Raw genomic sequence first — 20,864 nt, 5'->3', positions numbered from 1 at the left:
TTATTCGTGCTGGATCGAGCGAAATAGCGTCTCGATTGCTCAACCTCGCCGATTAAGCGCCCGGAGCAGGTGATGCCCACTTGCGAGATTTACGTCGGGTGCGCTGCTCGAAACACGCTTTGCGTCAGCCGGCGAACAGTTCCTTGTAGCCGGTCGTCACCATCCAGTTCGCCCGGTCGATATGGCTGCGAAGAGCCTTGCGGGCGCGGACCGGTTCAAGGGCCGGGTCGATGCCGAGAATGAGATCAGCCATCTCCTCTTCGCTGGCATTGTCGGCGCAGGCATCCAGGATCCGCAGGTAGATCGTGAAATGCTCCCTGTCGTAGCTCGTGAGGTTCTCCGACCAGGGGACTTCGTCGCACAGAGTTGAGTTTCGATTCTCATCTGTTCCCATTGATCGATTCATGCCTGCGAACCTCGCCTGTTGAGCGCCCGCAGCATATCCCAAAATGGGATAATCCGAAACCGGGATTAGTCGCTGATCCGGTCTTTACCCGACCGGTTCGCCTACATGCCCAAGTCTCTTCGATCGCCCCGCCACCAGCGGTTTCTGGCCCAGTTGGTTTCCCTGCGCAAGGCCAAAGGCCTGACTCAGGCGCAGGTGGCCGAGAAGCTTGATCGTCCCCAATCCTTCGTGGCCAAGTACGAGGGCGGAGAGCGGCGTCTCGACGTCATCGAGTTTCTCGACTTAACTGCGGCGCTTGACGCTGATCCGTGCGAGATTCTGTCCAGCCTGCGGGCTAATGGGCGCCCGCGCGTCTAACGGGCTCGCGCCGGTACCGTGAACCGAGCGCGCTTTTCTTCGGCAAGCTGCCATTCCGCTGCGGGTGGGTCTTTACCAAGCCATGCCGATATAGGATGATAATCCTAGGTGGGGCGATTCCTCAACGGAGATCGCAATGGCTAGGACCAAACTTTCCAAGCAGCTTTCACAGGCTGAAATCGAGCGCTTTCTCGCGGAGGCGGAACGGCTGCACAAGAGCATCGTCCAGCCGCTTCTATCACCTACCAGCAACCATTACCGGGCTCTCCAACGCACCCATGAAGCGCTGTTAAAGACGGTGAAGGATATCACGGGTAAGGATGCGCCGTTCATTCAATGGTTCGGAACAGGACCGGTGAATTAGACCCGACTTGTAGACTCCACGCTGCAAACGTCCCATTCTCTCTTCGGAGGGAAGGGGCGTGAGCAACCATCGCTTTCAAGACAACTCCTGGCTGGCTTTCTTGCCTTCGAATCGACCCTGCCGCTGTCGGCTGCAACATCAAAGCCAATATAAGCTACAAAACGGGCGAGCGCGTCTATCATGATCCCGGACATGAATTACTGAGACACGCGCCTCAACCTGTTGAAAGGCGAGCGCTGGTTTTGTTCGGAGCAAGCCGCGCGCACGGCGGCGATGTCGTCGAGTTTCTCGACGTAACTGCGGCGCTTGACGATGATCCGTGCGAAAAATCTGTCCAGCCTGCCGTCCTGGCGGGCGCCCGCGCGCCTGACGTCGCGCGCCAGGTGCTCGTGAACCGAGCCCGCTTTTCTTCGGCAAGCTCAGGCGGTCTCGGCCATTCGGCTTCGCCCCTTGGCGTGGGCAGCCCTTCGGGCTGTGACGGCCGCCGCCCTTGCGGGCGGCGCGGTTTGTCTGTTGGCCTTTCCCGGTGGCGCGGGGTGGGCGGCACTCCCTTCTAGGCCCGCCGCGGCAGCCCGCAACCCTTCGCGTGCCGCTCAGGGTCCTCCTCTTTGTTCCGGTCCTTCGGATGCGGTCCGCCTACCACGGCGGGCCTTTCCGGTCGCGACTCGCCGCCCACCCCGCTTCCGGGGAAAGGCGCGGCGATTGGCGAGCGGAGGATGAAACGATGCATGCAAACAGCAAGCGTTGTGCCAGCACAGAGGCTGGCGCAGGCAAAAGGCGGGCGCCCGGGCGTCAGCCTTTATCAGGAGATCACCGACCGCATCATTGCCGAGCTGGAGCGCGGCACCGTGCCATGGGTCAAGCCATGGGGCAGCGCAAAGGCAGGCCTTGGCCTGCCGAGGAATGCATCCTCTGGGCGCATCTATTCCGGCATCAATATCCTCATCCTGTGGGGCGCGGTGATCGAGCGCAGCTATCCCAGCCAGAACTGGCTCACCTTCCGGCAGGCGCTCGTCCTTGGCGGCAATGTCAGGAAGGGCGAGCGCGGCACGACCATCGTGCATGCCGACCGCTTTGTCCCCAAGGACGAGAAGGAGCGCGCACGCCACGAGGGCGATGAACCACAGGCCGTGCCTTTTCTGAAGCGCTTCACCGTCTTCAATGTCGCGCAGTGCGATAATCTTCCGGAACACCTCTATGCCGCCGCCGAGCCGCTGCCTCAGCGCGAGATCGTCCCGCAGGCCGAGACGCTCATTCGCGCCAGCGGTGCGGATTTCAGGGTCGGCGGCGATCCCGCTTTCTACATGCCGGGCAGCGACCACATTCAGGTGCCGCCGCAGCCGGCGTTCCATCACCAGATCGACTATTACCGGACCTGCTTTCACGAGCTTGGCCACTGGACCGGCCACCCGACGCGGCTTGCTCGCGACCTCTCCGGCTCGTTCGGCTCCAAGGCTTACGCGCGTGAAGAATTGGTCGCCGAAATCACTGCCGCCTTCGTCTGCAGCAATCTCGGTATCGAGCCGACCGTGCGTCATGCCGATTACATCGGCTCATGGCTGAAGGTGCTGCGCGAGGACAACCGCGCGATCTTCCGTGCCGCCAGTCTTGCCTCCAAGGCCGCCGATTTCCTGTTTGGCCTTCAGGCCGATGCCGAAGGCGAGGCGCAGGAAGGGATTGCGGCATGACGATGCGCGATCCTCAACTGACCGCGAGCGAGCCGACGCCGCAAGGCGAGCAGATGCTCATTCCCGGTGTCCGGCCGATCACCACGCGCGATCGGCTCACCCTCCTGATGGACGCGCCGATGTGTCCGCGCGCGGCGCAAAAGCCGCTCGATATCGGCCTCTTCGATGAAGCCAGCAGAAATCAACTCGACCTGTTCTGACAAGGAGTCTTTCCATGATCCTGATCACCGATCCACTGCGCGCACGACTGCTCGCCAATAGCGCCGCCGGCGCCGACATCGACCATTTTCCCGTTGTGAAACTGTTTAATCCGACAGGTGCCGCCACGTGGCTTCTGACCGAACTCGACGCCGATGGCGACACGCTGTTCGGCCTTTGCGATCTCGGCTTCGGCTTCCCCGAACTCGGCAGCGTCAGTCTGGCCGAGCTTGCATCCGTAAAAGGTCCGCTTGGCCTCGGCATAGAGCGCGACCTGCATTTCCAGGCGCGCTTTCCGCTCTCCGTCTATGCCGAAGCCGCCCGTATTTGCCGCCATATCACCGAGGCCGAGCGACTTCTGCGGCAGGCAGCAGACGCCCTTTCAAAGCCCCATTCCGAGCTTCCGTCCGACACGGCGGAACAGCAGCGCCGATAGGCGCAAAAACCGTCCCGCCGCGCCGGCCGTCGGCCTCTGCGGCGGGGACAACCTCACCAAAGCGAAAGAGAGTAACCATGCAGCTTGCCCACATCCCCTTGGACCAGCTCAACATTTCCGCGCTCAACATGCGCCGTGGAAAACGCGCGCCCGACATATCCGACATCCTGCCATCCGTGCGTGCGCGCGGCGTGCTGGTGCCTCTCCTTGTGCGGCCCAACGGCCAACCGGAAACCTTCGAGATCGTTGCCGGCAGGCGGCGCTATTTCGCCGCGAAATCGCTTGCCGACGAGCGCGGCGAAGGCGATCCCTTGCCCTGCGCCATCATGGAGGATGGCGACGACGCCGATGCGCTGGAAGCTTCGCTGATCGAAAACCTCGCCCGCCTCGATCAAGACGAAGTATCGCAATGGAGACGTTTTCGCGGCTCGTCAGGCAAGGCCGCACCGTTCCAGACATCGCTGCGACCTTCGGCATCACTGACCTGAAGGTCAAACGCATTCTGGCGCTTGGCGACCTCTTGCCCAAAATCCGCGAAGCCTATCGCCGCGAGGAGATCGACGCCGAGACGGTGCGCCATCTCACCATGGCGTCCAAGGCGCAGCAGAAGGACTGGCTGGCACTCTGTGCCGATCCCGATCAATACGCGCCGCGTGGCTTTCAATTGAAGCAATGGCTGTTCGGCGGCCAGTCGATTTCCACCAAGGTGGCGCTGTTTGCCATCGACGAATATCCCGGCCTGATCACCTCGGACCTGTTCGGCGAGGACAGCTATTTCGCCGATGCCGACCTGTTCTGGCAAAAGCAGAACGAAGCGATTGCCGCCAGACGCGACACCTATCTCAACGACGGCTGGAGCGAGGTGGTGCTGCTGGAGCCGGGCCAGTATTTCCACCCATGGGACCACGAGAAGACCCCGAAGAAGAAGGGCGGCAAGGTCGTCATCACTGTCTCGCATCGCGGCGAGGTCGAGTGTCACGAGGGTTGGCTGTCACGCAAGGAAGCCCGCCGCGCCCGCGAGGGCGGTGAGCAAGAAGAAACAGCCGCCAAGCCGCCGCGCCCCGAACTCACCGGCCCGATGCAGAACTATGTCGATCTGCATCGCCATGCGGCCGTGCGCGCGGCCATGCTCGACCATCCCGCCGTGGCGCTGCGACTCGTGGTGGCGCACGCCATCACCGGTTCCGGCTTGTGGCTGGTGCGCCGTGAGCCACAGCGCGCGGCCAACGAGACGGTGACTGCCAGCCTTGCCGGCTGCAAGGCTGAAGCTGCATTCGGCAAAAAACGGCGCGAAGTGTTGGCCCTGCTCGGATCACCGGATGAGGATGGCGTGGTCGCCGGCGGCGATGGCGACGCCTTTGCTATCGCCGGCGTGTTCGCGCGCCTCTTGGCGCTCTGCGACGACGATGTCATGCGCGTTCTCACCCTTGTCATGGCCGAGACGCTTGCAGCCGGCAGCGCCGTCATCGAGGCGCTCGGCAACCATCTGAACGTCGATATGGGCACATGGTGGCAACCGGACGATGCCTTCTTCGACCTCTTGCGCGATAAGGAAATCGCCAATTCGATGCTGGCCGAGGTCGGCGGCAAGCTGGTCGCGGATGGCAATGTCGCCGACAAGGTCAAGACGCAAAAGAAGATCATCCGCGACTTCCTGGCGGGCGAGAATGGCCGCCAGAAGGTCGAGACCTGGCTGCCGCGCTGGATGGAATTCCCCGCCGAAAGCTACACCAGCCGCGGCGGCTTCCGCACCGCCGATCAGTGGACACAGGTACAGCCGCTGTTCGTCCGCGAATAATCGATCAGCCTCAAGCGGCGGTTCTCTCGAGTGCCGCCGCTCAGATCGCGCGCGCCGCTCCGGGCCGCGCCGGCTGCCGATTGGTCGTCTTGTCGAGTCAGTGCCGCGCGAGAAATCCCGACGCCAACTCGCCCCCATTTCGGCAGCCCTGCACCACGCCGGGTTGCTTGCTGAGGCGCCCCGCGCATGGGGCCAATTGTCCGATCCGGTTGCCGAGAGAGCCCGCGCAGCCGGCGCCCTGCGTTGCCGCCTGTTCGTTGCGCCGCCGATCGCGCTACCTGTCTCCATGTGTCTCAGGAACCATTCCCCTGCGGCTGGCTTGACGACCTATGGGCGGATCCGGCCCGCCCGAAACCCTCGCCAGCAGCTTTTTTCCCCGCCGCCTGCGGCGGCTTCCTCGCGCCGCTTCGCTTCAAAAAAGCTGTCCGCTCGGGTCCTCCGCTATCGCTGCGGCCGTCCCGGTTCCGGCGGTCCGGACGCGCCCATCACGGTCCGCCATCGCAGGGGAATGGTCCCCGGCGAGCACCAAAAGGAGACTAAAAATGACCGCGATCGGATACGTCACCAAACAGGAAAACGGCGGCTACAAGGGCCAGCTCAAGACGCTCAGCGTGCGCGCCGACATCGACATCGTGCCCAATCAGGCAAAGAGCGCCGACACCCATCCCGACTTCCGGGTGCTGACGCAAGGGGTCGAAGTAGGGGCCTGCTGGATCCGCACCGGCGAGACCTCCGGCAAGGACTATGTGAGCCTGTCGATTGCCGCCCCGGAGTTCGGTCCGCGCAAGCTCTACGCCAATCTCGGCCGCGCCGCCGGCCAGGATGACGACGACACATACGCCATCATCTGGAACCCCGTCGACTGAACCGCCAGCCTCGAGCCCCGCGCCGCAACCGGCGCGGGGCTCTTCTCAAGAAGGGGCGGCGAAAACTCGCCCCCCACTCTTCGCCCGTCCCCAAAACGATCTCGCTCGCCGATCCTCGCCTTCGCTTCTCCGTAGCGAAACGAGGATCATCATGGACGACGAAAACGAACGCGCGGCCCGTGCCAAGAAGGGCAGTCCGTTTCTCAACACCGCGCAGGCCGCCTTCTATATCGGGCTGTCCCAGCGCACGCTGGAGAAGATGCGGCTCAAAGGCGGTGGCCCGCAATTTCGCAAGCACGGCCGCTATGTCCGCTATCACATCGACGAGCTCGACGACTGGTCGAAGGGACGCGCGCAGGAGACCAGGCCCGAGGATGGCGGGCACAATTTCGGCTCGGCCGGTGAGGGAGGCCGCTCATGAGCCGGCGTCCCACTATCCGCCTGATCGGCAGCCATCTGCGGCGCATTCGGGCGCGCAAGACGATCGCCGTGGCCACAATAGGCCTCGGCCTGATCGGCTTCGCCGCTTTCGACAACCCATCGCCCTGGCTGGTGTGGAACGCCTCGGAGAGTGCGCCGGTCGGCCTCTATCGCGTCGCGTCCGGATCACCGGCTCGTGGCGATCTGGTGCTCGTCCGCCCGCCAAAACCGGTCGCCGATCTCGCCGCCGAACGCTTCTACCTGCCCAGCAATGTGCCGCTGGTCAAGCGCCTTGCCGCGCTGCCTGGCGAGCATGTCTGCGCCTTCGGCGACGCCATCATCATCGGCGGCGAGATTGTCGCGCGCCGGCTGGCAACCGACACGCAGCACCGTCCGCTGCCTTGGTGGAATGCCTGCCGCAAGCTCGCCGCCGACGAGTTTTTCCTGCTCGGTAACGATAGAAACCGCTCCTTCGACAGCCGCTATTTCGGGCCGGTGCCGGCCGAAAATATTGCCGGGAGGCTCGTGCCGCTATGGACCGAGTAACCCTCCTGATGCTGGGCATGGTCGCGATAGCGCCATGCGCCTGTTCCGCCGCGACCGACGCTCAGCCGGCCGCCATCTCCCGTGGTCCGCAGCTGGCAAGATGGCAGCACTACGTAGCTGAGGCAAGCCGGCGTTTCAGCATTCCACAGCCCTGGATTTATGCCGTCATGGATGCCGAAAGCCGAGGGCAGACAAAGCTGAATGGACGGCCGATCGCGTCACACGCCGGCGCCATTGGCCTCATGCAGGTGATGCCCGGCACCTATGAGGAGATGCGCGCAGAGCTTGGCCTGGGGGCCGATCCGCACGACCCTCGCGACAACATTCTGGCAGGCACTGCCTATCTGCGCGCCATGTATGACCGCTTCGGCTTTCCCGGCCTGTTTGCCGCCTATAACGCTGGGCCGGACCGCTACGAACAGCATTTGCAGCGTGGGCGACCGCTGCCCAGCGAGACGGTTTCGTATCTGGAAGAGGTCAAGGCTGCGGGGATCTCGGCCGCCGACATGGACGCGTTCACCGGCAAATCCCGTTCCGGAAAAGCGCCGGAAATCCCGTCCGGGCAGTCGCTGTTTTTCCTGCGAAACGGTGTTTCCGCGACCGATCCGAATGGCCAAATTGTGGTGCCGCTCGGATCGGAGCGAGCAAGGTCAGGCCGGCCGGATCGCAGGTGAGGGCAGGGGTACCGTGGGTCGGGCGGGGCAGGGAGGCAGGTCCGCGGAAGGCAAGATAAAGGCATCGCCTCCTGGAGGCGGCGAAGTCTTTGTCTGCACATCGTTTTTCATGGAGGCTGCCTTCAGCGTCAGGAGAGCTGCTGCCGACAAACCTCTGATATTGCTTAAGATTACTAGGAGGCTCAATGCAGGATGAAGAGTTCAAGCCGAGCCTGGGCAAAATCGGATCGCGCGGCTCGAAGGCAGGCAAGCGTTTCGCCGGCCAGATCCGCGCCGCGATCAACCGAGCCGGCGGCGGCAGCGGTCGCCGTGGCCGCTTCATCGGAAGCCGGGCGGGGCGCGGCGGGGCTGCTGCCGCCGTTCTCAGAGCGCGCGACCCCCACGCGGCGTTTCGGCAGCGGCGCGCCGTCGTCAAGGCGCGTATCGTCAAGCTGGCTGGCAAGGGTGTTGACGGGGCACGTGCACACCTTCGCTACCTCCAGCGCGACGGCGTCACCCGCGAAGGCGAGCCTGGCGAGCTCTATAGCGCCGACAGCGACCGCGTTGATGGCAAAGCCTTCATCGATCGTGCCGATGGCGACCGGCATCAGTTCCGCTTCATCGTCGCCCCTGAAGACGGCATCGAGTATGATGACTTGAAGCCGCTCACGCGGCGCCTCATGGCGCAGATGGAAGAAGACGTCGGCACTAGGCTCGACTGGGTGGCCGTCGATCATTTCAACACTGGTCATCCGCATACCCATATTATCGTCCGCGGCAAGGACGACCGCGGCGAAAATCTTGTCATCGCGCGAGACTACATCTCGTCTGGAATCCGTGAACGGGCGGCCGAGCTGGTCAGCCTCGACCTTGGCCCGAGAACGGACCGCGAGATCGAGCAACGCCTGCGCCAGGAAATGGAGCGGGAACGCTTCACCAGCATCGATCGGCAGCTGCTCCGCATGCGCGACCATGATGGGCATGTCTCACCGGCCAGCCGAGACACGTTTCGCCAGACGCTGCACCAGGGCCGCCTGCGCAAGCTCGAGCGGATGGGTCTGGCTGAGGAAGTCGGCTCGGGCCGCTGGCGCCTTGATGGCGAGCTTGAAGCGACGCTGCGCCGCATCGGCGAGCGGGGCGACATCATCAAGACCATGCACCGCGAACTGACCGGCAAGGGGCTCGCCCGCAGTGCCGCCGACTATGTTGTCCATGATCGATCTGCAGAGCAGATGCAGCCTGTCGTCGGCCGCATCATTGCGCGCGGCCTGGCCGACGAAATCAATGACCGCCATTACCTCGTCGTCGACGGCGTGGACGGCAAAAGCCACTATGTCGATATCGGCAAAGGCGAGGCCACCCAACCGGCGCCAGAGGGCTGCATAGTGCGGGTCACGCCGAGGGACACCGGGCCAAGGCAAGTCGACCGCACAATTGCCGAGATCGCCACGGCCCATGACGGGCGCTACAGCATCGATATCCATCTCAAGCATGACCCGTCAGCCACCCAACGCTTTGCCGAAACGCACGTGCGGCGACTGGAGGCGATCCGCCGGGCGACCGGTGGTGTCGAGCGCGAGCCGGACGGTACATGGACTATCGCGCCGGACCATCTCGACCGCGTCGCGGGCTACGAGCGTCAGCGAGCGAGGGCCGAGCCTGTTGTCGTCGACAAGCTCTCATCAATGCTGCTGGAGAGCCAAGTCAGCTTCGACGGCGCCACCTGGCTCGATCGAGAGCTGGTTTCCGACACACCGGAGGCCTTGCACAGCTCTGGTTTCGGCCGCGATGTCCGAGAGGCGCAAGGCCGCCGACGGCAGTGGCTGATTGCGCAAGGTCTTGCTCGGGAAGAGCAGGACCGGATCGTCTATCGCGCCAACATGCTTTCGATCCTGCGTCAACGTGAGCTGAACCGTGTTGCCGGTCAACTGTCTGACGAATTCGGTCTGCCCTATTCTGAAGCCCAGACTGGAGATCGAATAGAAGGCACGCTCCGCCGCTCCGTCGAGCTCGCCGGCGGAAAATACGCTGTCATTGAGAAATCGCGCGAGTTCACGCTGGTACCATGGAGGCCAGTGCTTGATCGGCATATTGGCAAGGAGGTGTCTGGTGTCATGGGTGGGGAGGGGATTTCATGGACCATCGGCCGGCAGAGAAGCGGACCAAGCATTTCGTGACATGGCTACACAACTTCTTGCCCACGTTGAAACGGGTACTCAGTCCGGACGGAGTTCGCCTGCTAACTGCCCGCGGCATGGAATTGGCGAGGGATAAATGGCTGGTCGTGCAAGACTTATCGTTCGCTCTACAAAAGCGCCGCGATCATCCATCGTGTTCCATGGTTCTGAGCCCAAAACCCTCGTGCGCCACCACGGCACTCTTCCGGTGCCACGGAAGCCGCGTCGACGACGGCGGTGCCGCCTGGTTGCGCAGGGCTGCCCCCGACCCAAACAGTTGCGGCGCATTGAGGACATTGCAATCACTGCCGGTCCGGCCATCGGCGCGCTCGATGCGATGGTCCGCCAGCTAGAGAGGTGGGCTGGCGCCTGGTGACAGCGCCTAGGGGCTTTCGGCGGCCGCGGTACGGCGAAGCAGGCTCGCGGCGTCGAGGATGAAGCCGCACTTCGCGATGTTCTTCTGGTCACACGACCGGGAGACGAGGTCGGCGCCGCGGGCCGGATGCTATTGGCCGGGCGTGAACTGGCAGCCCATCCCGCTGAGCCCGTGACGACGAGGCGGTCAGCGACCTGGCCGGACGAGCTTCGGCAGCTTTCCGCTGCGGCATGGTGACCGGCGCGATCATGACCGCCGAGCGACATCGCTTCGGCCGCACCTTCAGATGCTGGCTCGCCGACGCTTTACTGGCTGGGTTGGGGCCATGCGGTGCCGCTACTGGGCACCGAGGCAGCTTTGGGCATGCGACCCGATCAATCGCGCCGGGCCCGACGGTCATTGCGGCATCTGGAGTCGAGGCCGGGTCAGACCGGGCGAAAAACCTGCTCGTCGCGCAGGAGCCCCGCGTTGCGCCGTCGATCTTTCCGCCCAACTCAGCGCCGCGCCGACCAGGGCTTGCCATTCCCCGAAACTGAGGCCAAGGCGACGGACCCCACTGCGTATACCGACGCCATACGCGCGCCCGTCGGCGAGGGAACCGTGGACCTCACACGATCTGAGGTGCTGGTGACGATGTGCATCGCCCACTTCCATCCGCACTCCACCCACGAGCTCACCCGTGCGCCCGCGGTGCTGCGAACCCGCCGACGAATATTTGGCAGAAGCCGGAGTGGGCGCTCAGCCGCGACGTTTTTTTGGCCTTGACCGGGCCGGGCGGCGACCCGAGCGTCGGGACAAAAACCCGCAAAGGCGGAGGGCACCGGCCCGGTTGAGGCGAGGCCATGATGATGTGAGGACGATCTCCGGGCAAAAATTTGCGGAGATCGATGCTGTCCTGGCGCGCTCGTCGAAGATTCTGAGCGGCGCCGACCTGGCTGCTCGAAGGGAGAACACTTTACTGCGTGACCGGCCGGACCTGATTGCGATCTCCATTGGAATAAAGAAGAACGACGGCCGAATGGCAGGGTTGATCGCCAAGGTGCGCGATCTGCCGGCTGTCCTGCGCGCATGCGGCACTCGCCACCATGAGCTTTACGACAAAATTGCCGGCACAGGCTGATTTCAAGAAGGTCTTGCTCTATGCTATCAGGAGGCGATCGCACGCAGCGCAAGATCGGCCAGTGCGGATGCTGGCCAAGCTGCCCGGCGCGTCGTGAGATGTTGCCCGTCGGATGGTGACGCTTTAGATCAGGCGGATCTCCACCCAGCGCCGCGCAGGTCGAACCCAGCGATTTTGTGGCACGCGCTCGAAAGGTGCTGCACCGCGGGAATTGCCGCCTCATCCATGCACTGCAAGAGTCACGAAAGGACGGTGACCCCCGAAGCAAAGTCCCATCCGTGGGCACTCACGTGCGCCTGATGCGCACGTATCCATCGTGCGCATGCGTTCCATAAACACAATCGATTTTACCGGCCAAAGAGAATAGCGGATACCGCCCGTTTCTTGAGGAAGGCTTATGGACCGACCGGCGCCGCTTGACCATTCGAAACCAATCGAAGTTGGCCGGCGCGAGCCCTGAGTTCCGGTTGATCTACATTCCAGGCGGCCTCACTGCCGCTATTGAGGCGATGAGGACGAAGTTCAATGGAAATATTGCGGCCTTCTAGCCCAGAACAGGCCTGTTCCGCTTGTGTCGTGCTGCGGCCCTCCATCCTCTCCATTACCGGCTGCATTGGGGTGCGACAATCCAGAATGGGACCCGAAGATGCCGTGCGTGAACCACTCTAGAAGCAAAGTGGGAGCGGTAACGGCAGGATATCGGCTGGAGGTCTGATGCTTAATCACAAAACAGTCGGTTCGAAGGGGCGAGACTCGCGCCCAGAAGCGGCAAAGGCCCGAGACCTAAGCTTCGATTTCGCCAAAGGCGTACTCATTATCTTCGTGATAGTTGGGCATCTATTGCAATATGTTGTCTATCGAGGCACCGACGCCTTTTGGCTGTCGCCATATTTTAAGTCGATCTACATGTTTCACATGCCTCTGTTTATGGCGATAAGTGGATATCTTTCTTCGGGAGCGATTCTGCGCAAATCGTTCCCTCAAGGCGTCAGTGATCGAGCAATGCAACTAGTATTGCCAATGCTTTTTTGGTGTGCGTTGATTTGGATATCGAAGGCCGCCGTAATGTCTTCGGCGAACAGTTTAACCAGTGGAATGTTGGATTTTTTTAGGGAGTTCATTTCATCTGGGCAGCTTTCGCGTCCTTCGTCCTGATAAAGTTGCTCACGACTTTCAATGGCTCGTCGGTGTGGATCATAGGCGCATCTGCAATTGCGATCGCATTCGCGCCCGTCCCGTGGTCAATAACCCCGTTGATACGATACACATACCCATTCTTTTGTTTGGGGTTCTTGTTTGCGCAGCCGATCGGATGGCAGGCAGCTAGCATCAGGCGCCACAAGGCTATTTTTGTGGTGTTACTTTCGATGGCTGCGTTCACGTGCTTTCTTGTTTGGGGGAAAGGAAACGTACGTCTACAACAATCTTGTTTTGATCTACGATGCACAGTCGGCCAAACAAGTGTTGCTGATGTTCGCTGGCTCGGTAGCAACTTCTGCAGTGGCGATGCAGCTTATATTCCTATGCTGGAGAGTTGGCTATTCAACTCGCGTAGCTCGCTTTGTCGCGCTGGAGCTTGGTCAGAGCACACTGCTGCTTTTACCTGCTTCAGGGTGCCGTGTTTCGCTTCATGGATCTAATACCGTTCGGAGAGCTTTGGGATCTCGCGAGCAGAATCGAGTTCGCCACTTTGCTTGGTTTGGCGATTGTTGTCACAGCGATGACAGTTCGCAGTATTGTGCGCCACCTTGGATATGTGTCGCGGAGCTATGCTTAATTTATGATGTGACTGCCGACAGTTGGCATTGAAGTCATTGGCGAGCCATGCCGGCGTGGCATTCCCCTCACGGATCACTTGATCCGCCGCCCGAAGTAAGGCGTGCCTGTAGGCCGGGATCGGTCCCGAATGCTCGTAGGACGGCAATTCGCTCGGGAGCCCGATCAGATTTGAAGCTCCGCGACCGTCTGGCGCCGACCGCAGCCAATGAAAGAGCGTCTGACCGATCGTCGCGTTCATCTCCAGAAGCCCGCCTAGTATGTTGTGACCACTGCTGTGGCAATGCAGCAGTCCTGGATGGCTGCATCAAATAGGTCCAAGATGCCCCGGGTGCGCTTCCACCGCATCACCGGGACCTTCGCTGCAGCTAAATGCAGAAAATCCAGGCGCGCGCTGAAGCATCGTGAAAAATTCATGGATTATGTCAGCTGATAAAATGACCCGATCCAATTTCAGTCGATCAATCAGCGCCCTTCGTCGGGGCTGTCGGTCCGCATCGCGCCTGGCGACGGCGCTATGCTGGTGCTCCTACGGCCGCCCTGTTGAACCGCTTTCTCCAGCACCGAACTGAATTGGTCCCGCTGGCGGACATTTCGATGCTTCCGCCTTGCGGGCCTTCTTTGTTGCGGCCGGCTCTGCGGCACGGCTGCGCCGACGTGAACGTGCTTGGCGGCACGTTTTGTGAGGGAGGGAAAGAGGCGCGCGGCCCTCTCCCTGCAAGTCGCCGCTGGCGGATTCCTCCGTCTGCCCGCTTCGCTCCGTGCAGACCGGGGAAGACCCCTCCGCCCCCTTGCTCGCGCTGCTCGCCACGATGCCGGGGGACAGGCGACCTGAACCCGTGCCCAAGCCGATCTGATGGCAGCGGTGGGGCTGGACATGGGCCCGTGGTGGACGTACGTGCCACACAAATCCTCATGCTCGCCTAACCGGCCGCAACGTATGGCAATCCGGGCAGTCCCGACTAAAGATGGAGTAGGTCTCGGCCATTCCCGTGTCCGAACCCAGAAAAGTTACTGGTTTCCTTACGGGCGCGATACAAAGGGCACAGGCTGGACTTGGCTGCCGGGGGCGGGGCTTGTCGACCGCTCGATCGAAAGTGAGAGACGAGGAGGAGAATCACCGACCTGCAGAGCGGCAAGGCGCTCGCCTACCTCCCTGTCAGTCACCGTTAGCCGATGGTTTAGACGAAGATAGTCCGTCCATGTCGGCGTGCGGAATGTCTCGGTCCAAAGAGTCGAGTTCTGAAGATCGCGCTGGAGAGTCCAGTCCCGCGCACCGGCACGGCTCTGAACGCGCCGCCTTTCGCGCATGCAGCTCAGAAATTCCTCGATATTCTCCTCGGGTATCGAGTACTCCACCTTGATCACGATCGGGCCGCTCCTGGGCTTCAAATCGAGGGCCAGTTCTGGTGGCCTGAAGTCGAAGGCCCCTTGATCCGATTCCTCCCATAGCCGTACCGGCAATAGCTTTCCCACGGCTGCAACCAGCAACAGCGCCGCTGCAGCACCTTCCAAAGCCCACGTCAGGGAATAGTACTGCGCGACAGCACCCCAGATCCAGCTGCCCGCTGCCATGCCGCCGTAGGTCAGGGCGTAATAGATCGACAGGGTGCGACCAACGACCCACCTTGGGCTTGCCAACTGCACACACACGTCGGTTCCGGTCCAGGTGACAACCCAGCCTGCGCCAGCGATTGCAAGCGCGATCGCTGCTACAGCCACCGATGATGTGAGAGCCAGTAAAAGGCAACACGTTGCGCAAGCAACGGATGCGAGCGTGATCAATCGATTTTGGGACGTGATGCGTCGCAAGTAGCTATTGCCAATGCCCGCGATGAAGGCGCCTGTGCCGAAGCCGGCTAACAGGACGCCGTAAACAATTGGCCCCCCCGCCAGTTGGTCGCGAACCACGAGGGGGAGCAGAGCAAGGATCGAGATGCTTGACAGCCCGAACAGGGTTGCGCGCACGATCGCCACTCTGATCTCCGAGGAGATTGCCGTGAAGCGCATGCCATCATGAATGGCCGTCGTCATCCGCTCGCGCGGAAGAGGCGAAGAGCGAACTTGCCACTTGGAGCGCAGCACAGCGCTCAACGGGACCAGGTCGGTCAGCGCAGCGAAGGCGAAAGCCGTAAGGGGGCCCAGCAAAGCCAAAATTACACCGCCCAGCGCCGGTCCTATACTCCGAACCACGTTGTACCCCACCGACATCAGCGTCACTGCAGCGGGTATGTCGCGCTTTTCCAGGATGTCGCCGACCGAGGCGTGCCAGGCTGGATCATTCAAGGCAAAGCCGCATCCCGCCAAGAAACTCAGTCCCAAGATCAGCCATGGACTGACAAAGCCCAGTCCAACAGAGAGAGCCAGCGCCGTGGATGCCAGTGCGATCAGGCAATGTCCGGCAAGCATCACGCCGCGGCGGCTGAAGCTGTCTGCAATCGCTCCAGCAAGGATCGACAAGAAGAAGGCGGGCAGTGTCGATGCAGCCTGCACGAGCGCAACCATCAGATCGGAGGCTGAAATCGTTGCCATAAGCCAGCTTATAGCCACGCTCTGCACCAGCCAGCCAAGGCTGGATATCTGCGTGGCTGTCCAGATCGAACGAAAGACCGGATTCTGAAGAGGGATCAGTGTGTTTGCCGCAAAGGGCGGGGAATCTTGACGCCGCATGACTTCTCACCTCCACCACGTAGTTCTTTCACTCACTCACTCGCTGACAGCGGTGCGCTTACGCACAGCTGCGTCACAACCAAGTTCCGATAATCGCGCTCGCAACAAAGTAGATGTCGCATCCACGGTGCCGATGCGCGATGAGTGTGCCAGTTGGGCGTCAGCTGGTCTGGGTCGCGCAGCCCGATGGGGTGCGGTCTGCCCTGCGACTCTTGGCCTTGGACGGTGCTACCGCCCCGATGGCCGGGTTGTCAAACTGCCACGGTGCTAGCAGCGCCCATCCCATCCTGACAGGCATGAGCATACGACGCAGTGCATCGCTGGTATCGGAGGCGGGTGCAAGATCAAGGGTGGCATCGTCTTGACAAGTACGAGCTGGTGGGCGCCTTTGCCCGACCTACACATCGGCGATTCATGGGGCCGCCGTTCAACTCGTTGGTCTATGCGCAAAAAAACATAATACGCTTGTAAAAGACGTTTCGTGTCGGCGCAGGCGCCGAGGAGGGCGCGGAAGCCTTGACCATCGTCATCCCGCCACCGAACGTCACCGGCTCGCTGCACATGGCCATGCGCTCAACAACACGCTGCAGGACATTCTGGTGCGCTTCGAGCGCATGCGCGGCAAGAACGTGCTGTGGCAGCCCGGCATGGATCACGCCGGCATCGCCACGCAGATGGTGGTCGAGCGCCAGCTTATGGAGAAGCAGATCCACCGCCGTGACCTGACGCGCGACGAGTTCATTGAGAAAGTCTGGGAGTGGAAAGCCGAATCCGGCGGCGCGATCTTCAACCAGTTGAAGCGGCTGGGGGCCTCGGCCGACTGAAGCCGAGAACGTTTCACCATGGACGAGGGCCTATCCAAGGCGGTGCTCGAAGTGTTCGTCACGCTCTACAAGGAAAGGCCTGATCTACAAGGACAAGCGCTTGTCAACTGGGACCCGAAGCTCTTGATCGCGAGTCCGACCTTGAGGTCGAACAGCAGGAGGTCAACGGCAACCTCTGGCATTTCCGCTACCCCGTCGAGGGCGAGGTTTTGGATCCGGAAAATCCTAAAACCTTCATCACCGTGGCGACGACCCGCCCGGAGACGATGCTGGGCGATATGGCGGTCGGCGGTGCATCCCGACGACGAGCGTTTCCGGCATCTTGTCGGCAAGAACCTCATCCTCTGCCGATCGTCGGCCGCAGGATCGCGGTGGTGGCGGACGAGTATTCTGATCCGGAGAAAGGCAGCGGCGCGGTCAAGATCACGCCGGCGCACGACTTCAACGAATTTGAGGTCGGCAGGCGCCATAAGTTGCCGGCGATCAATATTCTCACCGTAGAGGCGGCGGTCACCCTCACGGACAATGACGACTTTCTCGCCGGGACGACATGGTTCGTAGTCGCCATGCTGCCCCTGGCCAGATCGTAGATGACCTCGGCTTGTTCGCCATGGCGAGCCGAAGCACGTTGACGGCCGTGCCGGGTGATGCGCCGTCCCAGACTATCATCCCAAAATCGGCGCGCGCCATCTCCCGGTCTTTGGCGGCGTACAGCCCAGTCGCCCAGATCATTGCGGGGTTCCTTGGCCGCATGGAAGACCCCGACATGTTTGTAGCCGTAGCCCGCGAGCAGGCCCTGCGCCTCGGCATCGGCTCCAGACGCGTGGCCAATCAGCACGCCGTGCACGGCAACAACGATTGGGCGGATCCGAGCGATGGCAGGTTCCGGCAGCTCAAATATCTCGCGTGAACCCCCTATGAATATCATCGACATCATGACTTTCCCTTCTCTCCAGGGCTCCCTCGCTCTGACCGCCGTCTCCCTCTGGCCCTGCGTGAGGGGTCACCCGAACGCCGAGACGGCGAAGCCGGCTCGGGGAGCGGCGGGACGCCGCAACTAGAGCCCGGTCGGCGGCAGGCCGGCGCGCAGACCTGCCGCTCCGGAGGCGCTACGCGCGCGGAGCTAGTGGCCTTTGTCGGCCAGCCAGAGGCTCACGTCCTGGATCGAGCGCATGAGCACCGACGGATTGTCCCGCGCGGGAATGAAGCCCCAGCTCTGCCAGTAGCGCTCTGCCTCGGCGTCGATCGCCCGCACCACCACCGCGCGGCCGCCGACGATGTCGGCGCCGGCGACGCAGCGATACAGCGCGTCCTTGACCAAGCCGCTACCGACGCCTTGTCCGGCATAGCGGTGGTCGACGGCGAGTTGTCCGATCAGCAGGCAGGGGATCGGATCGGGCGGGCGTCCGGTGCGGATGGCGCGCGGTGCGCTATTTGGCTGGATCACGCCCGGCGCGAGGCCGTAATACCCGACGACTGTTCCCTCGTCGTGAACGACCAGGACGCGGGTAAACCCGCGGGCCTGGTTCGTTCGCGCGAAGCCGGCCAGCCAAGCATTGAGCGCCGGCTTGCCGCAATCGAAGCTGTCGAGGCGGTGTGCGTGGTCGAGGAGTTCGATGCCTGAAAGCGCCACCTAGCGGTCCCAGGGCGGGGACCGACGCAGCCGCTCGGCCGCCTTCGCCGGGGGCGCAGCGGCCGGGGCTGAGATCGCCTGCATGAAGGCGTCATAGGCTTCCGGGGACACGCGGATGACGGTTTCGTTGAGGATGGCCGCCTGCGCCTCGTGCAGCGCGGCGCGCCGCATGAACTCCGTGCGCGACAGGCCGAGCAGCTCCGCGCCGCGGTCGATGATGGTGAGATCATCGTCGCGAAACCGCATCGAGACGGGTGTTTCCTTCCTCGTGGCTGTGGGGGCCATGGCGCGCTCCTGTGCTGCGGACGTATATACGTTAGTGTAACGCGGAACGCAATACTACGTTCCCTGGCGACGTCTCGTGGCGGATGGTCTCAGGATTTCTCGCCGCATCGGTTCTTCTCGGCTTCTCGCCCCAGTCGCCATTGCCGCAACCCAGAGCAAGGTGGCTTTGGTCAGCTCCGGCGGATCAATTACGGCTTAGGAAGCGCATTTGTTTTTGGCGGCCGGATGAGCGGGTCCAGAAGCGAAGTCGCTGCCATGACTGTCGCCGGACGAGCCCCGGCTATCCCGAACCTGATAAACATCTGACGCGATGGCGACTTTCGGGCCGTCACGCCACAAAGGAGGAACGGCTATGAAGGCTGGGCGGCGGCACTTTCATTCTCAGGCGCCGCTCTATGCCACCTGTCGGCCAATGTGACATCGCCACTGCGGTCCGGGCAATCGCGGTTGTGGCGACCGCGAGCCACTAAGCTTGTGCCGTACCCTTACAATGATTCATCAAGGCGTTTACCTCGGCAATCACGAGATCCGGCGTGATGTCGAACTTGCATCGGACTTTGACCGGACAATGCCGCACTTGGTCCAGACCACATCCGCGACATTCAATAACACTCATAAGCATGCTGACCAAGGGACCTCGAAACCCCCAAATCTCCGGTAGATGTGACGCCGTGAAAATGCCGATAGTAGGGCGGCCAAGCTGGGCAGCGACATGGCCGGTGCCTGAATTGTTCGAAACGACGAGCGCGGCCGAATTCACGAGACAATTGAATTCCAATTCTGACAAGTCGACAGCCGCCCGAATGTTCGCGGCTCCACGTTCCCTAGCTATCTTCGCAACCTCCTCAAGCGCTTCCAGGCATTCGCCACGGCCAACGAGGACCACCTCACCACGGGTCGAAAGAGCAGCGACAACTTTGCCAAAATTTTCAATCGGCCAATCTCGCAGGCTGGAATTGGAGAACGGAGCCACGACAATCGGGGCATTGCCTGTAGTCGAATTCTGTGGGTGACCCGCTCCGCTTTCGAAATAGGCAGCTGCCTTTGCGACCAGAAAGAGGAGGATTTCTGACACATGCTGGAGACGCACCTGCTTACGGTCAATGAACCAATCAAGCCATCTACGGGGGATTTTGTTAGCAAGCCCTATTTTTTGGACCAGCTTGTAGAAAATGGTTCTGCGCAGTTTCAGATTGAATGGCGCTATCGCAATATCGATCTGATGCATGCTGTACGGATCAACTATCGCCGCACGGTGCCTGGCGGGGACTTCAAGCAAGATGGGCCTTGTTTCTTCCGGAACACGCATATCAATGGCAAGATCAAACTCGCCGGTCAGCAGCGGCCTTATGTCGGCGGCTTCTTTGCGCGTTTTGACTTTTGGGTTGCGAGGAAAAAAGTCAAAAGCAATGTGATCGTCGGCGAGGTCGAACTGTTTTGCAGTAGCGATGTTCCAGCTTCCCACCACCAGCGTAATGTGGGCATGCGCAAAACGCTGACGAAGGTCCTTTAGGGGCCCTAGAGACATCCAAAAGTCGCCGACATGATCAAGCTTGAGGACCAAAATTCTCATCCTTGCGCTTGACTGTTCCGGCTCTTCCCAGCTGCGGTATATAATTTGATTGCCGTCGTGCTTTGTAAAATATGCCATTGCCATTCCGAAGATTATACGGTCAACACTGATAGCCCAGTGACGCGTGTGTAGGGTTGGAGTGCTCCCCACTTGTCCGCGTCTCCGCAAGAATTCTGCCATCAGATCCAAGCCGCGCTCCAGCAGGAGCTGTCGGGCGAAGTCTGCATCTCTAGCGGTGGTAGCGCGCCAAGAAGCCAGCTATGTCCCGACCCGCAATGTGAAGGGCTTCGTCACGGTCTTGCATGCAGTGAGTTCGAGAAACGCCGAGTAGACGGCGTTCGCCAAGCCGCCGTCCCCAGATCTCGAGCATAACGGCAGTGGCCTCGCTCTTTGGTCGATGCTGATCCTGAATGAGACCGTCGCCGCCGGCGACGACATCGCCGGCCGGATTGACCGTCTCCGGCACGCCCTGTCGCTGTGGTCCCGCATCATGGTGGTTACAAAGGACCCGCCGCAGGCGCTTTTTTCTGCGCGTCCGGGTCGTCCAACATGAAGTGGACGAATCAACCCTGTGATGAAGTCGACCGCCCGGCAGCGGGGGGGGGGGGGGGGGGGGGGGGGGACACCAGTATTTGAGGCGGGTGGGGAGGGGGCGGCCGATCAAGCGGAGAGACGGGTATTGTGGTTGGACGGTTTTT

The 20,864-nt window shown here is 61.8% G+C and carries 20 protein-coding genes and 3 pseudogenes; 17 read left to right on the top strand and 6 right to left on the bottom strand.

Translation table 11 applies throughout. The annotated features are described in order from the left end of the window. Positions 1 to 124: 124 nt before the first annotated feature. On the bottom strand, positions 125 to 394 hold the full coding sequence (locus NKH98_RS31515; protein WP_352904144.1) for a DNA -binding domain-containing protein: 270 nt from the start codon (positions 392 to 394) through the stop codon (positions 125 to 127). Between the two features lie 117 nt (positions 395 to 511). Between NKH98_RS31515 and NKH98_RS31510 the strand changes: the two genes are divergently transcribed. The 14 genes and pseudogenes from NKH98_RS31510 to nolL all read left to right on the top strand — a co-directional run bounded on the left by NKH98_RS31510 (position 512) and on the right by nolL (position 13,182). Beyond that, the gene (locus NKH98_RS31510) at positions 512 to 763 is read left to right on the top strand and encodes a helix-turn-helix domain-containing protein (protein WP_352904143.1); all 252 of its coding nucleotides are present in this window, start codon (positions 512 to 514) and stop codon (positions 761 to 763) included. A gap of 136 nt (positions 764 to 899) precedes the next feature. Beyond that, positions 900 to 1,127, top strand: a complete 228-nt coding sequence (locus NKH98_RS31505) for a hypothetical protein (RefSeq protein WP_352818640.1) — start codon at positions 900 to 902, stop codon at positions 1,125 to 1,127. Between the two features lie 728 nt (positions 1,128 to 1,855). Further along, entirely contained in the window at positions 1,856 to 2,815 is a 960-nt protein-coding gene (locus tag NKH98_RS31500; protein ID WP_352904142.1) for an ArdC family protein, read from the top strand. Further along, positions 2,812 to 3,015 (top strand): hypothetical protein, encoded by a 204-nt coding sequence (locus NKH98_RS31495; protein WP_352549568.1) that lies wholly within the window; start codon positions 2,812 to 2,814, stop codon positions 3,013 to 3,015. The genes NKH98_RS31500 and NKH98_RS31495 overlap by 4 nt, the downstream gene beginning before the upstream one ends. Before the next feature lie 14 nt (positions 3,016 to 3,029). Then, the gene (locus NKH98_RS31490; RefSeq protein WP_352904141.1) at positions 3,030 to 3,449 is read left to right on the top strand and encodes a DUF2958 domain-containing protein; all 420 of its coding nucleotides are present in this window, start codon (positions 3,030 to 3,032) and stop codon (positions 3,447 to 3,449) included. Between the two features lie 77 nt (positions 3,450 to 3,526). Then, a complete protein-coding gene (locus NKH98_RS31485; RefSeq protein WP_352904140.1) occupies positions 3,527 to 3,937 on the top strand; it encodes a ParB/RepB/Spo0J family partition protein in 411 nt (136 codons plus the stop codon). Then, a complete protein-coding gene (locus NKH98_RS31480; RefSeq protein ID WP_352904139.1) occupies positions 3,859 to 5,247 on the top strand; it encodes a chromosome partitioning protein ParB in 1,389 nt (462 codons plus the stop codon). The genes NKH98_RS31485 and NKH98_RS31480 overlap by 79 nt, the downstream gene beginning before the upstream one ends. Positions 5,248 to 5,789: 542 nt before the next feature. Then, positions 5,790 to 6,113: a DUF736 domain-containing protein gene (locus NKH98_RS31475; protein WP_352904138.1), complete on the top strand. Its 324-nt coding sequence runs from the start codon at positions 5,790 to 5,792 to the stop codon at positions 6,111 to 6,113. 151 nt (positions 6,114 to 6,264) lie between these two features. Then, a complete protein-coding gene (locus NKH98_RS31470; RefSeq protein WP_352904137.1) occupies positions 6,265 to 6,534 on the top strand; it encodes a helix-turn-helix transcriptional regulator in 270 nt (89 codons plus the stop codon). After that, positions 6,531 to 7,079 carry a signal peptidase I gene (gene lepB / locus NKH98_RS31465; RefSeq protein ID WP_352904136.1) on the top strand — a complete coding sequence of 183 codons (549 nt, stop codon included), beginning with the start codon at positions 6,531 to 6,533 and terminating at the stop codon, positions 7,077 to 7,079. Before NKH98_RS31470 ends, lepB begins: the two co-directional genes overlap by 4 nt. Continuing rightward, the gene (locus NKH98_RS31460) at positions 7,067 to 7,753 is read left to right on the top strand and encodes a lytic transglycosylase domain-containing protein (RefSeq protein ID WP_352700238.1); all 687 of its coding nucleotides are present in this window, start codon (positions 7,067 to 7,069) and stop codon (positions 7,751 to 7,753) included. The genes lepB and NKH98_RS31460 overlap by 13 nt, the downstream gene beginning before the upstream one ends. A gap of 185 nt (positions 7,754 to 7,938) precedes the next feature. Next, complete coding sequence (gene rlxS / locus NKH98_RS31455; protein WP_352904135.1) at positions 7,939 to 9,909, top strand: relaxase/mobilization nuclease RlxS; 1,971 nt, start codon at positions 7,939 to 7,941, stop codon at positions 9,907 to 9,909. A gap of 1,091 nt (positions 9,910 to 11,000) precedes the next feature. Then, complete coding sequence (locus NKH98_RS31450) at positions 11,001 to 11,405, top strand: hypothetical protein (RefSeq protein ID WP_352904134.1); 405 nt, start codon at positions 11,001 to 11,003, stop codon at positions 11,403 to 11,405. 714 nt (positions 11,406 to 12,119) lie between these two features. Further along, positions 12,120 to 13,182, top strand: a pseudogene (nolL, locus tag NKH98_RS31445) (nodulation factor fucose acetyltransferase NolL). 9 nt (positions 13,183 to 13,191) lie between these two features. Here nolL and NKH98_RS31440 read toward each other — a convergent pair. Both NKH98_RS31440 and NKH98_RS31435 read right to left on the bottom strand, forming a co-directional pair. Beyond that, positions 13,192 to 13,440, bottom strand: a pseudogene (locus NKH98_RS31440) (hypothetical protein); the annotation flags it as partial. A gap of 764 nt (positions 13,441 to 14,204) precedes the next feature. After that, the gene (locus NKH98_RS31435) at positions 14,205 to 15,851 is read right to left on the bottom strand and encodes an MFS transporter (protein ID WP_352508099.1); all 1,647 of its coding nucleotides are present in this window, start codon (positions 15,849 to 15,851) and stop codon (positions 14,205 to 14,207) included. A gap of 516 nt (positions 15,852 to 16,367) precedes the next feature. On the opposite strand from NKH98_RS31435, the pseudogene NKH98_RS31430 reads away from it, so the two are divergent. Together NKH98_RS31430 and NKH98_RS31425 are read left to right on the top strand one after the other, a co-directional pair. Further along, positions 16,368 to 17,220, top strand: a pseudogene (locus NKH98_RS31430) (class I tRNA ligase family protein); the annotation flags it as partial. A 56-nt stretch (positions 17,221 to 17,276) separates the two neighbouring features. Continuing rightward, positions 17,277 to 17,585: a hypothetical protein gene (locus tag NKH98_RS31425; protein WP_352881698.1), complete on the top strand. Its 309-nt coding sequence runs from the start codon at positions 17,277 to 17,279 to the stop codon at positions 17,583 to 17,585. Positions 17,586 to 17,798: 213 nt separating this feature from the next. On the opposite strand, the gene NKH98_RS31420 is transcribed toward NKH98_RS31425, so the two are convergent. The 3 genes from NKH98_RS31420 to NKH98_RS31410 all read right to left on the bottom strand — a co-directional run bounded on the left by NKH98_RS31420 (position 17,799) and on the right by NKH98_RS31410 (position 20,244). Continuing rightward, on the bottom strand, positions 17,799 to 18,308 hold the full coding sequence (locus NKH98_RS31420) for a GNAT family N-acetyltransferase (protein WP_352453588.1): 510 nt from the start codon (positions 18,306 to 18,308) through the stop codon (positions 17,799 to 17,801). After that, complete coding sequence (locus NKH98_RS31415) at positions 18,309 to 18,593, bottom strand: type II toxin-antitoxin system TacA family antitoxin (RefSeq protein WP_352904133.1); 285 nt, start codon at positions 18,591 to 18,593, stop codon at positions 18,309 to 18,311. 466 nt (positions 18,594 to 19,059) lie between these two features. Beyond that, positions 19,060 to 20,244 carry a glycosyltransferase family 9 protein gene (locus NKH98_RS31410; protein WP_352904132.1) on the bottom strand — a complete coding sequence of 395 codons (1,185 nt, stop codon included), beginning with the start codon at positions 20,242 to 20,244 and terminating at the stop codon, positions 19,060 to 19,062. Positions 20,245 to 20,563: 319 nt separating this feature from the next. Between NKH98_RS31410 and NKH98_RS31405 the strand changes: the two genes are divergently transcribed. After that, on the top strand, positions 20,564 to 20,719 hold the full coding sequence (locus NKH98_RS31405; protein WP_352493109.1) for a hypothetical protein: 156 nt from the start codon (positions 20,564 to 20,566) through the stop codon (positions 20,717 to 20,719). The last annotated feature ends 145 nt before the right edge of the window (positions 20,720 to 20,864 follow it).

Origin of the sequence: Mesorhizobium sp. M0833, assembly GCF_040319905.1 — a bacterium.
Classification (GTDB): domain Bacteria; phylum Pseudomonadota; class Alphaproteobacteria; order Rhizobiales; family Rhizobiaceae; genus Mesorhizobium.
This window is presented reverse-complemented; position numbering and strand designations above follow the sequence as displayed.